This is a genomic window from Streptomyces sp. NPDC002574, from assembly GCF_042889545.1.
Taxonomy (GTDB): Bacteria; Actinomycetota; Actinomycetes; order Streptomycetales; family Streptomycetaceae; genus Actinacidiphila.
Window position 1 is genome coordinate 356,297 of record NZ_JBIARB010000008.1, and the last position, 14,977, is coordinate 371,273.

General features: G+C 72.0%; 15 protein-coding genes. 9 read left to right on the top strand and 6 right to left on the bottom strand.

Annotated elements, in window-relative coordinates; translation table 11 throughout:
* Positions 1–8 precede the first annotated feature (8 nt).
* On the bottom strand, positions 9–434 hold the full coding sequence (locus ACFYXS_RS21730) for a hypothetical protein (RefSeq protein ID WP_389250530.1): 426 nt from the start codon (positions 432–434) through the stop codon (positions 9–11).
* Positions 435–586: 152 nt separating this feature from the next.
* On the opposite strand from ACFYXS_RS21730, the gene ACFYXS_RS21735 reads away from it, so the two are divergent.
* The 3 genes from ACFYXS_RS21735 (at position 587) to ACFYXS_RS21745 (ending at position 4,191) form a co-directional block, all read left to right on the top strand.
* Positions 587–946, top strand: a complete 360-nt coding sequence (locus ACFYXS_RS21735; protein ID WP_389250532.1) for a DUF427 domain-containing protein — start codon at positions 587–589, stop codon at positions 944–946.
* A 132-nt stretch (positions 947–1,078) separates the two neighbouring features.
* A complete protein-coding gene (locus tag ACFYXS_RS21740) occupies positions 1,079–2,737 on the top strand; it encodes an FAD-dependent oxidoreductase (RefSeq protein ID WP_389250534.1) in 1,659 nt (552 codons plus the stop codon).
* A gap of 2 nt (positions 2,738–2,739) precedes the next feature.
* On the top strand, positions 2,740–4,191 hold the full coding sequence (locus ACFYXS_RS21745) for an ATP-binding protein (RefSeq protein ID WP_389250851.1): 1,452 nt from the start codon (positions 2,740–2,742) through the stop codon (positions 4,189–4,191).
* A 38-nt stretch (positions 4,192–4,229) separates the two neighbouring features.
* On the opposite strand, the gene ACFYXS_RS21750 is transcribed toward ACFYXS_RS21745, so the two are convergent.
* The gene (locus ACFYXS_RS21750) at positions 4,230–4,541 is read right to left on the bottom strand and encodes a YkvA family protein (protein WP_389250538.1); all 312 of its coding nucleotides are present in this window, start codon (positions 4,539–4,541) and stop codon (positions 4,230–4,232) included.
* Between the two features lie 80 nt (positions 4,542–4,621).
* On the opposite strand from ACFYXS_RS21750, the gene ACFYXS_RS21755 reads away from it, so the two are divergent.
* Positions 4,622–6,184 carry a hypothetical protein gene (locus ACFYXS_RS21755; RefSeq protein WP_389250540.1) on the top strand — a complete coding sequence of 521 codons (1,563 nt, stop codon included), beginning with the start codon at positions 4,622–4,624 and terminating at the stop codon, positions 6,182–6,184.
* Here the strand turns inward: ACFYXS_RS21755 and ACFYXS_RS21760 are convergent.
* Positions 6,150–6,584: a hypothetical protein gene (locus tag ACFYXS_RS21760; RefSeq protein ID WP_389250542.1), complete on the bottom strand. Its 435-nt coding sequence runs from the start codon at positions 6,582–6,584 to the stop codon at positions 6,150–6,152. The two genes, ACFYXS_RS21755 and ACFYXS_RS21760, sit on opposite strands and share 35 nt — an antisense overlap.
* 384 nt (positions 6,585–6,968) lie before the next feature.
* On the opposite strand from ACFYXS_RS21760, the gene ACFYXS_RS21765 reads away from it, so the two are divergent.
* Positions 6,969–9,146 carry a discoidin domain-containing protein gene (locus tag ACFYXS_RS21765; RefSeq protein ID WP_389250544.1) on the top strand — a complete coding sequence of 726 codons (2,178 nt, stop codon included), beginning with the start codon at positions 6,969–6,971 and terminating at the stop codon, positions 9,144–9,146.
* An 87-nt stretch (positions 9,147–9,233) separates the two neighbouring features.
* Here the strand turns inward: ACFYXS_RS21765 and ACFYXS_RS21770 are convergent, their stop codons facing one another.
* Positions 9,234–10,373, bottom strand: coding sequence for a low temperature requirement protein A (locus ACFYXS_RS21770; RefSeq protein WP_389250853.1), 1,140 nt, complete (start codon positions 10,371–10,373; stop codon positions 9,234–9,236).
* A 124-nt stretch (positions 10,374–10,497) separates the two neighbouring features.
* On the bottom strand, positions 10,498–11,370 hold the full coding sequence (locus tag ACFYXS_RS21775) for a SigB/SigF/SigG family RNA polymerase sigma factor (protein ID WP_389250855.1): 873 nt from the start codon (positions 11,368–11,370) through the stop codon (positions 10,498–10,500).
* A gap of 213 nt (positions 11,371–11,583) precedes the next feature.
* On the opposite strand from ACFYXS_RS21775, the gene ACFYXS_RS21780 reads away from it, so the two are divergent.
* The 3 genes from ACFYXS_RS21780 to ACFYXS_RS21790 all read left to right on the top strand — a co-directional run bounded on the left by ACFYXS_RS21780 (position 11,584) and on the right by ACFYXS_RS21790 (position 13,431).
* Positions 11,584–11,955, top strand: a complete 372-nt coding sequence (locus tag ACFYXS_RS21780; protein WP_389250546.1) for an ATP-binding protein — start codon at positions 11,584–11,586, stop codon at positions 11,953–11,955.
* Between the two features lie 160 nt (positions 11,956–12,115).
* Positions 12,116–12,838 (top strand): hypothetical protein, encoded by a 723-nt coding sequence (locus ACFYXS_RS21785; RefSeq protein WP_389250548.1) that lies wholly within the window; start codon positions 12,116–12,118, stop codon positions 12,836–12,838.
* A complete protein-coding gene (locus tag ACFYXS_RS21790) occupies positions 12,835–13,431 on the top strand; it encodes a hypothetical protein (RefSeq protein ID WP_389250550.1) in 597 nt (198 codons plus the stop codon). The genes ACFYXS_RS21785 and ACFYXS_RS21790 overlap by 4 nt, the downstream gene beginning before the upstream one ends.
* Positions 13,432–13,507: 76 nt before the next feature.
* Here the strand turns inward: ACFYXS_RS21790 and ACFYXS_RS21795 are convergent, their stop codons facing one another.
* A complete protein-coding gene (locus ACFYXS_RS21795; protein WP_389250552.1) occupies positions 13,508–14,005 on the bottom strand; it encodes a DUF6328 family protein in 498 nt (165 codons plus the stop codon).
* Between the two features lie 97 nt (positions 14,006–14,102).
* Between ACFYXS_RS21795 and ACFYXS_RS21800 the strand changes: the two genes are divergently transcribed.
* Positions 14,103–14,942, top strand: a complete 840-nt coding sequence (locus tag ACFYXS_RS21800; RefSeq protein ID WP_389250554.1) for a hypothetical protein — start codon at positions 14,103–14,105, stop codon at positions 14,940–14,942.
* Positions 14,943–14,977 lie beyond the last annotated feature (35 nt).

A 14,977-nucleotide genomic window follows, 5' to 3' on the forward strand; every position in this document is an offset into this window, starting at 1 on the left:
CGGGCACCTCACCCCCCGGACACCGCGTACCAGCGGCCCTCGCGCTGGTGCACGAGTTCCGCGGCGACCAGGGTGTCGATGTGGCGCACGATGGTGGCCGGCTGGTACCCGACGCTGGCGCTCAGGTCGTCGATGGTCGTGCCGTCACCGCCCGCGGCACGCAGCTGCTCCAGGGTCTTGAGCGCCGTACGCGGCAGGGCGGGTTCCGGCCGGCGCTCCGGGCTCCGCTCCGACCGCGGCGCGGGGGCCGCGGGCGAGGGCGCGGGGGCCGTCGCCGGCGCCGGAACGGCGGCGGGGACCGCCGTCGCGGGGGCGGCGGGCGAGGCCGTGCGGGAGGCGGGCCGTCCGGCGACCGGGGCGCCGGCCGCGACAGGGCGGGGGGTCCGGTTGACCGTGCGGTGCTTGCGGCCCTTTTGGTGACGTCGGGTGCTCATCTCACGCTCCTCCTTGGCTGCGATCTTGCAGGGCCAACGGGCGAACGCGGTTTCGGTCACGCGGATACGTGCATGCGGGGGACACCGCCCCGGGGAATGCGCTCCCGTTCCGTGAGGTTGCACGACGAGAGCCGAGCGAAAAGGGGAGCCTCATGGCGTCCACCCACAGCACTCAGGGGCACACCGTCAAGGCGGTGCCCAGTACGCAGCATGTGAGGGTCGAGATCGACGGGCAGGTGGTGGCCGACACCCGGCGCCCGCTCCTCGTCCACGAGACGGGCCTGCCCGTCCGCTACTACATTCCGCCGGAGGACGTCGACCTGGCGCTGTTCCAGCCGACCGACACCCACACCACCTGCCCGTTCAAGGGCCTGGCGTCGTACTGGTCGTACGGCGACCACACCGACGTGGCCTGGGCGTACCCGGAGCCGATCGGCACGGTGCCCGAGATCAAGGACCACGTGTCGTTCTACGACACGATCGCCGAGATCAAGGTGACGGACGGCGTCTGACCGACCGCCCCCCGTGGGCCCGCGGCCGTCGCGGTGCGTGACGCGGCGCGACGTACGGTGAAGCATCGCCCCACCAGGCACGAGTGTTCGTTTTGGGGCGCGCCGCGGGCCGTCGGGAGCAATGATGGTCACATGGCGAATCCGACCATCCTCACCGTCGACGACGATCCGGCAGTCTCCCGGGCGGTGGCCCGCGACATTCGCCGCCGGTACGGGGACCGGTACCGGGTGGTGCGCGCGACCTCCGGCGACGAGGCCCTGAGCGCGCTGCGCGAGATCAAACTGCGGGGCGAGCAGCTGGCCGTGATGCTGGCCGACTACCGCATGCCGCAGATGAACGGCGTCGAGTTCCTCGAGGCCGCGATGGATCTGTTCCCCCTGGCCCGGCGGGTGCTGCTGACCGCCTACGCGGACACCGCGGCCGCCATCGACGCGATCAACATCATCGATCTGGACCACTACTTGCTCAAGCCGTGGAGCCCGCCGGAGGAGAACCTCTATCCGGTGATCGACACCCTGCTCGAATCATGGCTGTCCACACCCGACCCCACCGCCAGCGAGACCCGGGTCGTCGGGCACCGCTGGTCCGCGCCCTCGTTCAAGGTGCGCGACTTCCTCACCCGCAACCTGGTGCCCTACCGCTGGCTGCCCTCGGAGGACCCGGAGGCCGTCCAGCTGCTGACCGCCGCGGGGCTCACCCCGGACGACGTGCCGCTGGTGGTCACCGACGACGGCTCGACGCTGGTGCGGCCGAGCGAGGCCGAGCTCGCCGCGCACGTCGGCCTCAGCACCACGCCGTCCGCCGACTTCTACGACCTGGTCGTGGTCGGCGGCGGCCCGGCCGGCCTCGGCGCGGCCGTGTACGGCGCGTCCGAGGGCCTGCGCACGGTGCTGGTGGAGCGCCGGGCGACGGGCGGGCAGGCCGGCCAGAGCAGCCGGATCGAGAACTACCTGGGCTTCCCGGACGGTGTCTCCGGCGCCCAGCTCACCGACCGGGCGCGCCGGCAGGCGCTGAAGTTCGGCGCGGAGATCCTGAGCACCCGCGAGGTGACGGGCCTGGAGGCGGCGGGCGCCGGACGCGTGCTGTCGTTCGGGGACGGCTCGGCGATCACGGCGCACACCGTGGTGCTCGCCACCGGCGTGGCGTACCGCAGGCTGGAGGCGCCGGGGCTCGCCGAGTTCACCGGGGCCGGGGTGTTCTACGGCTCGGCCATGACCGAGGCCATGAACTGCGCCGGCCAGGACGTCTACATCGTGGGCGGCGCCAACTCGGCCGGGCAGGCCGCCGTGTACTTCGCGCGCAACGCCCGCCGGGTCCACCTGCTGATCCGCGGCGCCGACCTGGGACGGTCGATGTCGCGCTACCTGATCGACCAGATCGCCGCGATCGACACCATCGACGTGCATCCGTGCACCGAGGTGGTCGGCGGCAAGGGCGGCGACCACCTGGAGCAGCTGATGCTGCGCGACGCGAAGACGGGCGCCGTGACGACCGTGGACGCGGAGTGGCTGTTCGTCTTCATCGGCGCGGAGCCGCGGACGGACTGGCTGGAGGGTGTCGTGGAACGCGACGCGCGCGGCTTTGTCATGACCGGCCCCGATCTGCTGACCGGCGGGCGGCGGCCGGCGCGCTGGCCGCTCCCCCGGGACCCGTACCACCTGGAGGCCAGCGTCCCCGGTGTCTTCGCGGCGGGCGACGTCCGCGCGGAGTCGGTCAAGCGGGTGGCGTCGGCCGTGGGCGAGGGAGCGATGGCCGTATCGCTCGTGCACCGTTATCTGGAGGCGCAGTGACCATGTCGGACCGGCTCGCGCCGGAGCAGCTGAAGACCCTGTTCCTGTTCGAGTCGCTCGGGGACAAGCAACTGGACTGGCTGGCCGAGCAGGGCTGTGTGGAGCGGACGGCCGGCGGCACCAACGTCTACTCCGAGGGCGAGCCGGCGACCTGCTTCTACATCCTGCTGAGCGGCACCGTGGCGCTGACCCGGATGCTCCACGGCGACGAGGTGGAGGTCAACCGCACGGACCAGCGCGGGGTGTACGCGGGCGCGACGCAGGCGTACCTCGGGGACCGGGTGGATCAGATGTACCCCAACTCGATGCGGGCCATCGTCGACAGCGAGTTCTTCGTGCTCCCGGCGGACGAGTTCGCCGGGGCGATGCGCAAGTGGTTCCCGATGGCGGTGCACCTGCTGGAGGGGCTGTTCTTCGGCGTCCGCCAGCAGAACACGATCATGGGCGAGCGCGAGCGCCTGCTGGCGCTGGGCTCGCTCTCCGCGGGCCTGACGCACGAGCTGAACAACCCGGCGGCGGCCGCGGTGCGCGCGACCTCCGCGCTGCGCGACCGGGTCGCCGGTATGCGGCACAAGCTGGCCCTCATCGCGGACGGCCGGCTCGACACCCGGCAGTTGCACGAACTGGTCGAGCTCCAGGACGCCGCGATCAAGCGCCTGGCGTCGGCACCGGAGCTGTCGGCCCTCCAGGCGTCGGACGCGGAGGACGAGCTGACGGACTGGCTCGACGACCACGGCGTCAACGGCTCCTGGGAGATCGCCTCGACGCTGATCGCGGGAGGGGTGGACATCGAGTGGCTCGACAGCGTGGTGGAGACGGTCGGCGAGGAGCGCCTGGAGGCGTCGGTGCGCTGGCTGTCGTACACCCTCGACACCGAACTGCTCATGGGTGAGATCGACGACGCCGTCACCCGGATCTCCGGGCTGGTCGGCGCCGCGAAGCAGTACTCGCAGCTGGACCGCGCACCGCAGCAGACCGTGGACGTGCACGCGCTGCTGGACGCCACGCTGACGATGCTCCACGCGAAGATCCCCGGCGGGGTGCAGGTGGTCAAGGAGTACGACCGCACGCTGCCGCAGATCCAGGCCTACGGCGCGGAGCTCAACCAGGTGTGGACCAATCTCATCGTCAACTCCCTGGACGCGATGGCCGGTTCGGGCACCCTCAGCATCCGCACCCACTGGGACGGGACGGACCGGCTGCTCGTCGAGATCGGCGACACGGGGCCCGGCATCCCCGACGACATCCGGCCACGGATCTTCGAGCCGTTCTTCACCACGAAACCGGTCGGCGAGGGCACCGGGCTCGGCCTCGACATCTCCTACCGCATCGTGGTCAACAAGCACCACGGCGACATCCGCGTGGAGTCCTCCCCCGGCGACACGCGCTTCACCGTGTGCCTGCCGGTCGCCCTGGGGAACTCCGGACCGGGCGACGCCGCCGCCCGGAGCTGAACCGGGAGCAGAGGACCCGGGCCGGCGGCCGGCGGCCGTCAGCCCAGCGACTTCCGGGACTTCGCGAAGTGGGCGGGCAGTTGCTGGTCCGCGGCGCTCTTGAGCGACCGCAGGGCCAGCAGCAGCACCCCGATGTCGTCGATGAGGATCGGGTCGGGCAGCAGGTCCACCGGGCACACCAGGTAGACCAGCGCGGCCCAGAAGGCGAGCTTGCCCGAGCGCGGGACGTCGGCGCTGCGCAGCAGGCTCCGGACCCGTGCCATCTTCACCACCAGCACCACGGCGACCGCGAGCATGGCCGCGACCGCCACCCCCGCGATGACCAGCACTGTCGTGGACCAATCACCCATGGCTGCCTCCCTCGTCCGCGTCTACCCCCGAGGGGTGCGCAGAAACGGTACCCGACCCGGCACGAAAGGCCGCCCACCGCATGATCGCGTCACACCGGATCGCCGCCACCACCGACCTCGGCGAGCGCAGACTCGCCGGGCTCGCGCTCAATCCCGCCGCCCCCGACGACGTGTTGCTGCGCCTGCTGGCCGACGGGCCGAAGGTGGCCCGCATGACGCTGTGCGAGGACCGGCCGCTGCCGGACACCGTCGTCGAGGCCGTGATCGCCCATCAGGACCGGTCCGTACGCGGCCGCTTCGCGCGCAATCCGCACGTCGATCCGGCCCGGCGCGTGCGGCTGATCGACGACCCGGAGTGGTTCGTGCGGGCCCTGCTGGCCGACGGTCCCGCGCTGCCGCCGCACACGACCCCCGCGCCGCTGCCGGACTGGGCCGTCCTCCACATGATCCGTACCTACGACGACGACATCCTGGGCGGCTTGTCCTCCCGCCAGGTGTCCACCGCCTTCATGTGGGCGGCGCTCTCCCATCCGGACCCCAAGGTCCGGCTCATGGGCATCGGTTGGCGTGGGGTTCCCGAGGACGCCAGGCAGGCGCTGCTCGCGGATCCCGACGATGCGGTCCGGAAGAGGGCGCGCGACCGTCTGCGCCACGAGGACCCCGAGTGGGTGGAGCGGGAGCTGCCGGCACGAAGCTGCCACGCCCGCACTCACCTGCTCCTCCACGGCGCCCTCGGCCGGAAGGTCGTCGAGAGCGTGCTCACCGCGCCGGCCGCAGGGGACGAACGCGCCATGATCGCGCGCAACCCCACGCTTCCCGCGGACGTGGTGGCGCTGCTCTCCGCCGATCCGGACGCCGAGGTCCGCCGGCGGGTCGCGGGCCACTCCCGGCTCCCGCAGCGGTGGCGCCGCGCGCTCGGAGCGGATCCCGACCCGTCGGTCCGGGAGAGAATCGCCCACCGCTCGGACCTCGCACGCGACGAGCGCCGGACGTTCGCCACCGATCCCGATCCCCGGGTGCGGCTCGCGGCGTCCATGGACCCCACACTGACCGACGCCGAGTGTGCGGCCATCGACTACGAGGTCCCCCTGGACGACTCGTTCGTCCCGTGGACGCAGCCGAGGGTGCCCGGGGACCCCGGCGCGTTGCGGCACGACGCCCTGTCCGGCCACCCGATGCGGCGCCGGCGGGCCGCCGGGGACCGCTTCCTGCCGTCCGACCTGGTGGAGCGCCTTGCCACCGACGACGACCTCGGCGTCCGCGTCCTGCTCGCGCAGAACCACCCGGAGGCACCGGCCGCCCTGCTGCTGCGCAGTTTCCTGGAGTACACCGGCCCCGGACGCGAACACCTGCTCGACCGGGGCGACTTCCCCACCGCCGGGCTGGCCCGGTACGCCGGCCACGAGGACCCGGCGGTCCGCGCGCTGGCCGGCCGGGATCCGCGGACCCCCGCGAAGACGGTGGACCGGCTCACCCTCGACCCCGACCCCCGCGTGCGGGCCGCCGCGGCACGCCACCCGAACCTTCCGCCGGCCCGGTCGGCCCAGCTCCTCGAGGACGGGGAACTGGCCCATCACGCCGCGGCGAACCCGGCGCTGGACCCCGCCGTCATGCGTCGACTCGTGGCGTCGCCTGCCGGATGAAACAGGTCAGCCGGTCGTAGGCGGCGCGCAGTTCGGCGCGGGCGTACTCCTCCCGGACGGCGATGAGGGCGCCGTGGGAGGCGGAGTGGTCGACCGAGAAGCGGTCGTGCCAACCGCCTCCCGAGGCGATGATCACGGGGACGTCGACTCCGTCGAACTGGTCGGCGGTGATGTCGACGCGCAGTCCGTTCTTCTCGATCCACGCGTGGGAGGCACCGCTCTCCCAGGCGCTGACGTACGTCCACACGCCGAGCCCGTTCTCGTGGAGGTACTCGCCGAGGAGGATCGAGGCGTCGCCGCAGGAGCCGTAGGGGAAGCGCTCCAGGGAGACCAGACCGGGATCGGGACAGTCGAGGATCGCCTGCCGGAGCCCGAGGGCGAGTGTGCGGAGTTCGGACACCCGCGGAGTGTAACGCGTGAAGATCATTAGTTCGAGTGGTGGACCGTGCGCCTCCGGCGTGCGGGTGGGGCGGTGACGCGGGGGCGACCGGCACCGGAAGCGGTGCCGGTTGCCGGGCCGGGAGTCGACTCAGCGGAGCCGGAACCGTCAAGAGTTCACGTCAGGATCAAGGCCGGGACGCCCTGCCGACGCTGAAGACCCGCCTCGTGTTCAACAAGCGAACGAAACGGACTCCCCGCAGGTCACTGACCGTTCGGGGTCCTGACGGCCATGACCATCCCTTGACCCGCCGGAAACAGTTCCTGTCGGACCACTTGACCGCGACTTCCCTCACGTCTTAACTCACGCCCTGAATTAAGTCGCGTGGCCGAGACAGGAGTTCCGATGAGACCCCACGTCAACGACGCCCACCGCAGACACTTAGGGCTGATAGCCCTGTTGTCCGTCCTGCTCGCCCTGATCGCCGTCCCGGCCGGCCCGCTGGCCAGGGCCCACGCCGCCGCCTGCGGCACCGCCAACGTCGCCCAGGGCAAGACCGCCACCGCCTCCTCCACCGAGAACGCGGGCACGGCCGCCTCCAACGCGGTCGACGGCAACGCCGGCACCCGCTGGTCCAGCGCCTTCAGCGATCCGCAGTGGCTCCAGGTCGACCTCGGCAGTTCGCAGACCCTCTGCGAGGTCGTGCTCACCTGGGAGGCCGCCTACGCCAGTGCGTACCAGATCCAGATCTCGCCCAACGGCACCGACTGGACCACCGTCGCCTCCACCACCACCGGCGCCGGCGGCACCGAGACCCGCGCGATCAGCGGCACCGGCCGCTACGTGCGCATGAACGGCACGGCCCGGCACACCCAGTACGGCTACTCGCTCTGGGAGTTCGCCGTGCACACCACCGACGGCGGCACCGGCCCGCAGATCCCCGGCGGTGGCGACCTCGGCCCCAACGTCCTGGTCTTCGACCCCTCGACGCCGAACATCCAGGCCAAGCTGGACCAGATCTTCCAGCAGCAGGAGTCGGCGCAGTTCGGCACCGGCCGCTACGCGCTGCTCTTCAAGCCGGGCACGTACAACAACATCAACGCCAACATCGGCTTCTACACCTCGATCGCCGGTCTCGGCCTCTCCCCCGACGACACGAACTTCAACGGCGACGTGACCGTGGACGCCGGCTGGTTCAACGGCAACGCCACCCAGAACTTCTGGCGCTCGGCCGAGAACCTCGCGCTCAACCCGGTGAACGGCACCGACCGCTGGGCCGTCGCCCAGGCCGCGCCGTTCCGCCGCATGCACGTCAGGGGCGGCCTGAACCTCGCGCCCAACGGCTACGGCTGGGCGAGCGGCGGCTACATCGCCGACAGCAAGATCGACGGCACGGTGGGCCCGTACTCGCAGCAGCAGTGGTACACCCGCGACAGCTCGGTCGGCGGCTGGACCAACGGCGTGTGGAACATGGTCTTCTCCGGCGTCCAGGGCGCTCCCGCGCAGAGCTTCCCCAACCCGCCGTACACCACGCTCGACACCACCCCCGTCTCCCGTGAGAAGCCCTTCCTCTACCTCGACGGCAGCGACTACAAGGTCTTCGTACCGGCCAAGCGCACCAACGCCCGCGGCACCACGTGGGGCGCCAGCGCGCCGCAGGGTTCCTCGATCCCGCTGAGCCAGTTCTACGTGGTCAAGCCGGGCGCCACCGCCGCGACCATCAACGCCGCGCTCGCCCAGGGCCTCAATCTGCTCTTCACCCCGGGCATTTACCACGTCGACCAGACGATCAACGTCAACCGTGCCAACACCGTCGTACTCGGCCTCGGCCTCGCGACGATCATTCCCGACAACGGCGTCACCGCGATGAAGGTCGCCGACGTGGACGGGGTGAAGCTGGCCGGCTTCCTCATCGACGCGGGCCCGGTCAACTCCCCGGTCCTGCTGCAGGTCGGCCCGCAGGGCGCGGCCGCCGACCACGCCGCCAACCCGACCACCGTGCAGGACGTCTTCATCCGGATCGGCGGCGCCGGCCCGGGCAAGGCGACCACCAGCATGGAGGTCAACAGCGACGACACCATCATCGACCACACCTGGATCTGGCGCGCCGACCACGGGGCCGGCGTGGGCTGGGACACCAACGCGGCCGACTACGGGCTGCGGGTGAACGGCGACGACGTCCTGGCCACCGGTCTGTTCGTCGAGCACTTCAAGAAGTACGACGTCCAGTGGAGCGGCCAGAACGGCAGGACGATCTTCTACCAGAACGAGATCGCCTACGACGCCCCCAACCAGGCCTCGATCCAGAACGGCGCCACGAAGGGCTGGGCCGCCTACAAGGTGGACGACTCCGTCACCACCCACGAGGCCTGGGGCGTGGGCAGCTACTGCAACTTCACCACCGATCCGACGATCCGCATGGACCACGGCTTCGAGGTCCCGGTGAAGGCCGGGGTCAAGATGCACGACGTCCTGGTGGTCTCCCTGGGTGGCATGGGCCAGTACGACCACGTCATCAACAGCACGGGCAGCGCGACCTCGGGGACCTCGACCGTACCGTCCAATGTGGTCTCCTTCCCCTGACCTGCCGTTGACGCGGTGACGCACGTCCGGCGCAGGCCTGACGGCACAGGGGCGCCCCGCCGCAGCGCGGGGCGCCCTCCGGCGTGTTCACCCTGATGCCGCGCGCCGGGTGGGCAGCGCCACTCCCACGGCGACCGCCGCCGCCATGCACAGGCCGGCGACCGGTACCGCCCAGCCGCCGCAGAAGGTGCTCGCCAGCACCAGCAGCGCACAGACGGGCAGGATCAGGCGCTCGGCGACACCCTGGTCGGCGGACCTGGAGTGGATCAGCCAGACCATGACGAGGAACAGCGCGGTCGGCAGCGTGACGGCGGCCGCGGCGGCCGTCTGCGAGAGGTGCGCCTTGTGCGCCTGCTGCTCGACCACCACTTCGAGGCCGGCGCCGATGGCCGCGGCGGAGCCGAAGACGAAGTAGTGGCCGTATCCCCACAGGAACGCCCGCACCCTGGTGGTCAGGTGCTCGTGCGCGGGGACGGCGAAGTAGATCCAGTACGCCGCGAAGACGATGAGCAGACCGCCCGCGGCCACCGGCAGCAACTCGGCCGGCCCCGCGGACTCGTCGAACGAGGACTGCACCGCCACCGTCGCCGCGGCGACCGTCTCGCCGAGCACGATGATGGTGAACAGGCCGTACCGCTCGGCGATGTGGTGGGCGTGCCAGTTGGTGCGCTGCGCGTGCTCGGCGAACATCGGGACCGACAGGTCCGCGACGATCAGGAGTGCGTACCCCCACGCCCACATCGACTGGGGCAGCAGCAGCCACAGCAGCCATCCGCACTGCACGACCACGAGACCCGCCGCGTACCGCAGGGCCGCGGTCCGGGCCGCACCGGTCGCCGAGCGTGCCGCGCGCAGCCACTGGAGCGTCAGGGCGACGCGCATGATGATGTAGCCGGCGACGACCACGCCGAAGTCACGGCTGTCGAAGGCGCGCGGGACACCGGCCGCCAGCACCAGGACACCGGCGATCTGGACGAAGGTCGCGGCGCGGTAGAGCACGTCGTCGCAGTCGTAGGCCGAGGCGAACCAGGCGAAGTTGACCCAGGCCCACCAGATCGCGAAGAAGACGAAGCAGTAGCCGGCGATCCCGTGCACCGGATGGCCCTCGGCGACGGAGTGCACGAGCCGGCCGCCCGCCTGGGCCACCGCCACCACGAAGCAGAGGTCGAACAGCAGCTCCAGCGGGGTGGCGACCCGGTGCGCCTCGTGCGGGTCCCGCGGCGTCATCCGCACCAGCGGACGGTACAGGCGGCTCGACGCGCGATCGTGAGGGGTCACCCGCGCATCGTAGGCCGGGCACGACGGTGCCCGCGCCCCGGCGGGGGCGCGGGCACCGTCGTGGGGGGCGGCGTCAGCGGGCGGAAGCGTCCTGGAGCATCCCGGCGCGCAGTCGCGCGATGGTGCGCGACAGCAGGCGGGAGACGTGCATCTGGGTGCAGCCCATGATCTCGCCGATCTGGGCCTGCGTCAGCTCCTCCACGTACCTCAGGTGGAGCAGTCGCCGGTCGCGCTCACTGAGCTCGATCACCAGCGGGGCCAGCGAACGCAGATCCTCTATCAGTTCCATGCCGGGATCGGGTGCGCCGATGAAGTCGGCGAGCGCGGTCTCGCCCTCGTCGCCGTCGTCCGTGGTGAGCGCCGCGTCGAGGGACGAGGCGGTGTAGCCGTTGGACGCGACCTGCGCCTCGACGACCTCCTGCTCACTGAGGTCCATCAGCGCCGCCAGTTCGGCGACCTTCGGGGCCCGGCCGAGGCGGGAGGACAGCTCGTCCCGGGCGCGCGCCAGTTCGACCCGGCGCTCCTGCAGCCGGCGCGGCACGTGCACGGCCCACGTGGTGTCACGGAAGAAGCGCTTGATCTCCCCGACGATGTAGGGGACGGCGAAGGTGGTGAACTCCACCTCGCGCGAGATGTCGAAGCGGTCGATCGCCTTGATCAGGCCGATCGTGCCGACCTGCACGATGTCGTCCATGTCGTCGCCGCGGTCGCGGAAGCGCCGCGCCGCGAACCGGACCAGCGACATGTTCATCTCGATGAGGGTGTTCCGCGCGTACTGGTGGTCCGGCGTGCCCTCCTCGAGGACTGTCAGCCGCTCGAGGAAGAGCTTCGACAGGGCCCGTGCGTCCGAGGGCGCGACACTGCGCGGGTCGCTGATCTGCGGCAGTCCGTCCACGACGGCCTTCTCCACCCCGGCCCCGGCGCTCGTCCTGCTGACGTCCGCGATCACAGCTCCTCCTCAACCCGTCGTACGACGTGTTCCCGTGTGCTGCCGTTCGGGTACCCGGTCCCGCACCGAGCATGCCCCCCAATTCCGGGGTGACGTAAATCTGTCCACCGGATCGCGTAGGACCGGCACGGCCGGGCAGACACACAGGGACCAGTGAGGCCTACGGGGTGATCGTACGTGTACAGCCTTCAAACGGATGACGAAGGACAGGTGCCCACCACCGCACGCAGCGGCGGGGCCCTTCCCGCGTCCATCGGCGAGGCCCGCGACATGGCCCGGGCCCGCCTGACCGGGATCGATCCGGAACGGGTCGAGGACTGCCTGCTGGTGGTCTCCGAACTCGTCACCAACGCGTTCCGCTACGGCGACGGCATCGCCCGCTTCGAGGTGCTGCCCGGGCCGGACGGCATCCGCGTCTCGGTCGGCGACCGCAGTTCCCGGCTGCCCGTGACACCGCAGACGGAGGGCGGCTTCCTGCCCGGCGGCTACGGCTGGCGCCTGGTGCGCCGGCTGGCACAGGACATCCGCGTCACCCTGCTCGCCCAGGGCGGCAAGGTCATCCAGGTCGTACTGCCGCGCTGAACGCGCGCGCCACTCCATCCCGCCTCCCTTCCGGGGCGCCTCCCCCCGGGCATGTGCGTGGAGAGACGGATCGCGGATACACGCACCGTAGACACGACAAGGGACCCGAAACAAGGTCAGATCCCATTCGAGGACCCCATGGGTCCCCAGGAGGCACACCATGACCACGGGCATCATCATCGGGGCGGTCGTCCTCGTAGTCCTGATCGCCGCCGCGGCGCTGTACATGACGCGCCGTGGGCCGGGGTCCGGACATCTGAGGCGTCGCTTCGGCCCCGAATACGAACGTACGCTCGCCCGGCACGACGGCGACACGGCCGCCGCCGACAAGGAGCTGCAGGAACGCGTCGACCGCCACGGGCACCTGACGCAGCGCCCGCTGGAGGCCCGCCGCACCGAGGAGTACCGGGCCGAGTGGGCGGCCCTGCAGGAGCGGTTCGTGGACTCCCCCGCCGAGTCGGTGCGCGAGGCGGCCGGCCTGCTGGACCGGCTGGCGCGCGAGCGCGGCTTCCCGGCGGCCGACTCCGGCGAGCAGATCGACGCGCTGTCGGTGCACCGCCCGCGCCACCTGCAGGCGTACCGCGACCTGCGCGGCGCCGCCCGTACCGAGCACCAGAACGGTGACCGCCCCACGACGGACACCGAGGACCTGCGCGCCCGGCTGCTGGAAGCCCGCGCACTGTTCGACGACCTCGTCGCGGGGGGCAAGGAGCCCCGGAACGCCGTGCGGGGCCGGCACGACACCGGCGAGCGGGCCGACGTCCCGACCGGTGACACCCCGTCCGAGACCGAGACCGAGAGCGGGACCGGCACCGATGGCGACACCGCCACCGGACGCCGGGGCCCCCGCCGTCCGCATCTGCCGTCCGGGAGTAATCGATGAACCCCATGAACCAGACCGGCCACGACGACAAGACCAGGACCGACGAGACGACCGACGAGAAGATCGACGTCAAGAGCAATGACGTCACGCCCGGCACCGACCGCCCCGCCGACCGCCCCGAGCGGCACTCACAGCCCACGCGGCCCGCGCAGCCCGGACCCGTGAGCGAATCCGCCGCCGAGCGCGGCCCCGTGACACCGGCTCGGACCGCCGACCCGCACGAGTCCACCGACCCGCGGGAGCCCGCGGAGCAGGCGCGGCGCGTTCCCACCGCCCAGCCGGAGCGTCCGGCGCGGGCCCCGCACACCCCTCGGGAGCCGGGTGCCCCCAAGGCGACGGCCGAGGACACCGACAAGCTGCACCGCCGGCTCCAGCAGGCGGTCGGCGGCTTCGTCGACGAGCCGCGGCACGCGGTGGAGGAGGCCGACCAGGTCCTGGAGGAGGCCACCGAGCGTCTCGTCCAGGAGCTCAAGGGCCGGCGCCACGCGCTGCGCGCGGGCTGGGACGGCGGCCAGGACGGGACCGACACCGAGAAGCTGCGGGTCGCCCTGCAGGGCTACCGCGAGCTGGTGGACCGGGTCCTGCACGTCTGACCCCGCGTCACCCGTACGGAGGAAAGCCGCCGCGAATCGCGGCGGCTTTCCTCGTGCCCGCGCCCTTCCCGCGCCCTCAGTCCCCCTTGGCGTGACCGATACGCGCCCACAGCGGCAGCCCGTACCAGCAGGCCAGGTACCAGACGAGTACCCCCGCCACGAGGTAGGGGACGTAGTCGTCGTGGCTCGCCACCCGCAGGACGAGCAGCAGCGCCGAGGTCATCGTGGCCAGCAGGAGCACGAGCCCGGCGAACGTCAGCCGCGAGGCCCAACGCACGCTCTCCGGCTTGATCCGCCGGCCGGTGACGATGCGGTGGAAGGACACCGGGCCGATCAGAGCTCCCGTCGCCGCCGAGCCGAGCACGACGGTGACGATGTAGACGGTGTGCTCCACCGTGCCCAGCCGCTGGTAGAGCGGGGTGAAGACCACGGTGAGCAGGAAGCCGAACAGGATCTGGACACCGGTCTGGGCGACCCGCACCTCCTGGATCAGCTCACCCCACATCCGGTCCGCGCGTTCGTCCTCCGTCTCGTCCCGGCCCCGTGCCCCGTCCCCGTCCGCGGTCTCGGACATCGCTGCCTCCCGGTTCCTCTGCGCGCGACTTCGGGCGATATGTGCTTAATATGCGTTTCGCTAAGCTATGTAACATCTCATCAGATTGGGACGACCGATGGCGAAGAAGTACCTTCTCCGCGGCACCGCCGCCGCCTGCCTGGCGGCCGCGGCACTCGCGTGGCCGGCCTCGGCCCAGGCCGCCACCACCCCGGCCCGCCCGGCGGCGGTCCCGTCCGTCGCACAGGACGACCGGGATCGGGGTGACGACGACAACCGCTTCGGCGACGACCGCCGAGGGGACGAACGGGACGAGGACGGCCGCGGCGACGACTTCGGCCGCGACGACGACGGCGGACGCGGCGGTCGCGGCGACGACCGAGGCGACGGACGCGACGGGCGCGACGGGCGCGGGGACGACCGAGGCGACGGACGCGACGGCCGCGGGGACAACCGCGGCGGCCGCGACGACGACCGAGGCGACGGGCGCGGCGGACGCGACGGGCGCGACGGGCGCGACGGGCGCGACGGGCGCGGGGACGACCGAGGCGACGGACGCTGCGATCGCGGGGACGACCGAGGCGACGGACGCGACGGAGGACGCGGCGGGCGTGGCGACCGGGGCGACCGACTCGGCGGGCGCGGGGACGACCGCGGTTGCCGCGACGGGCGCGGCGGCCACGGCCGGCACCACTGCAGGTGCGGCCGGCACCACGGCGGCCACGGCGGAGGCGGCCACTTCGGCGGCGGAGGCAACTTCGGCGGCGGAGGCGGCAACTTCGGCGGCGGCATCGGCGGCATCGGCGGTGTCGGTGGCGTCGGCGGGTTCCCCGACAAGGACAACCAGGCCGCGGTCGGCCAGGGGCCTGCCGGCCAGCTGGCGGGCGGCCAGCTCGCCGGCGGCCAGGGGGTCAGCAACCGTTCGCTGTTCGACCCGAGCCTGCTCGACGTGATGTGAGTTCGATCCGCACACGACGGTCCGGCCGCCCCCTC

Coding starts and splice junctions, on each gene's coding strand:
- ACFYXS_RS21730 (WP_389250530.1), bottom strand. CDS start 434: ATGAGCACCCGACGTCACCAAAAGGGCCGCAAGCACCGCACGGTCAAC.
- ACFYXS_RS21735 (WP_389250532.1), top strand. CDS start 587: ATGGCGTCCACCCACAGCACTCAGGGGCACACCGTCAAGGCGGTGCCC.
- ACFYXS_RS21740 (WP_389250534.1), top strand. CDS start 1,079: ATGGCGAATCCGACCATCCTCACCGTCGACGACGATCCGGCAGTCTCC.
- ACFYXS_RS21745 (WP_389250851.1), top strand. CDS start 2,740: ATGTCGGACCGGCTCGCGCCGGAGCAGCTGAAGACCCTGTTCCTGTTC.
- ACFYXS_RS21750 (WP_389250538.1), bottom strand. CDS start 4,541: ATGGGTGATTGGTCCACGACAGTGCTGGTCATCGCGGGGGTGGCGGTC.
- ACFYXS_RS21755 (WP_389250540.1), top strand. CDS start 4,622: ATGATCGCGTCACACCGGATCGCCGCCACCACCGACCTCGGCGAGCGC.
- ACFYXS_RS21765 (WP_389250544.1), top strand. CDS start 6,969: ATGAGACCCCACGTCAACGACGCCCACCGCAGACACTTAGGGCTGATA.
- ACFYXS_RS21770 (WP_389250853.1), bottom strand. CDS start 10,373: ATGACGCCGCGGGACCCGCACGAGGCGCACCGGGTCGCCACCCCGCTG.
- ACFYXS_RS21785 (WP_389250548.1), top strand. CDS start 12,116: ATGACCACGGGCATCATCATCGGGGCGGTCGTCCTCGTAGTCCTGATC.
- ACFYXS_RS21790 (WP_389250550.1), top strand. CDS start 12,835: ATGAACCCCATGAACCAGACCGGCCACGACGACAAGACCAGGACCGAC.
- ACFYXS_RS21795 (WP_389250552.1), bottom strand. CDS start 14,005: ATGTCCGAGACCGCGGACGGGGACGGGGCACGGGGCCGGGACGAGACG.
- ACFYXS_RS21800 (WP_389250554.1), top strand. CDS start 14,103: ATGGCGAAGAAGTACCTTCTCCGCGGCACCGCCGCCGCCTGCCTGGCG.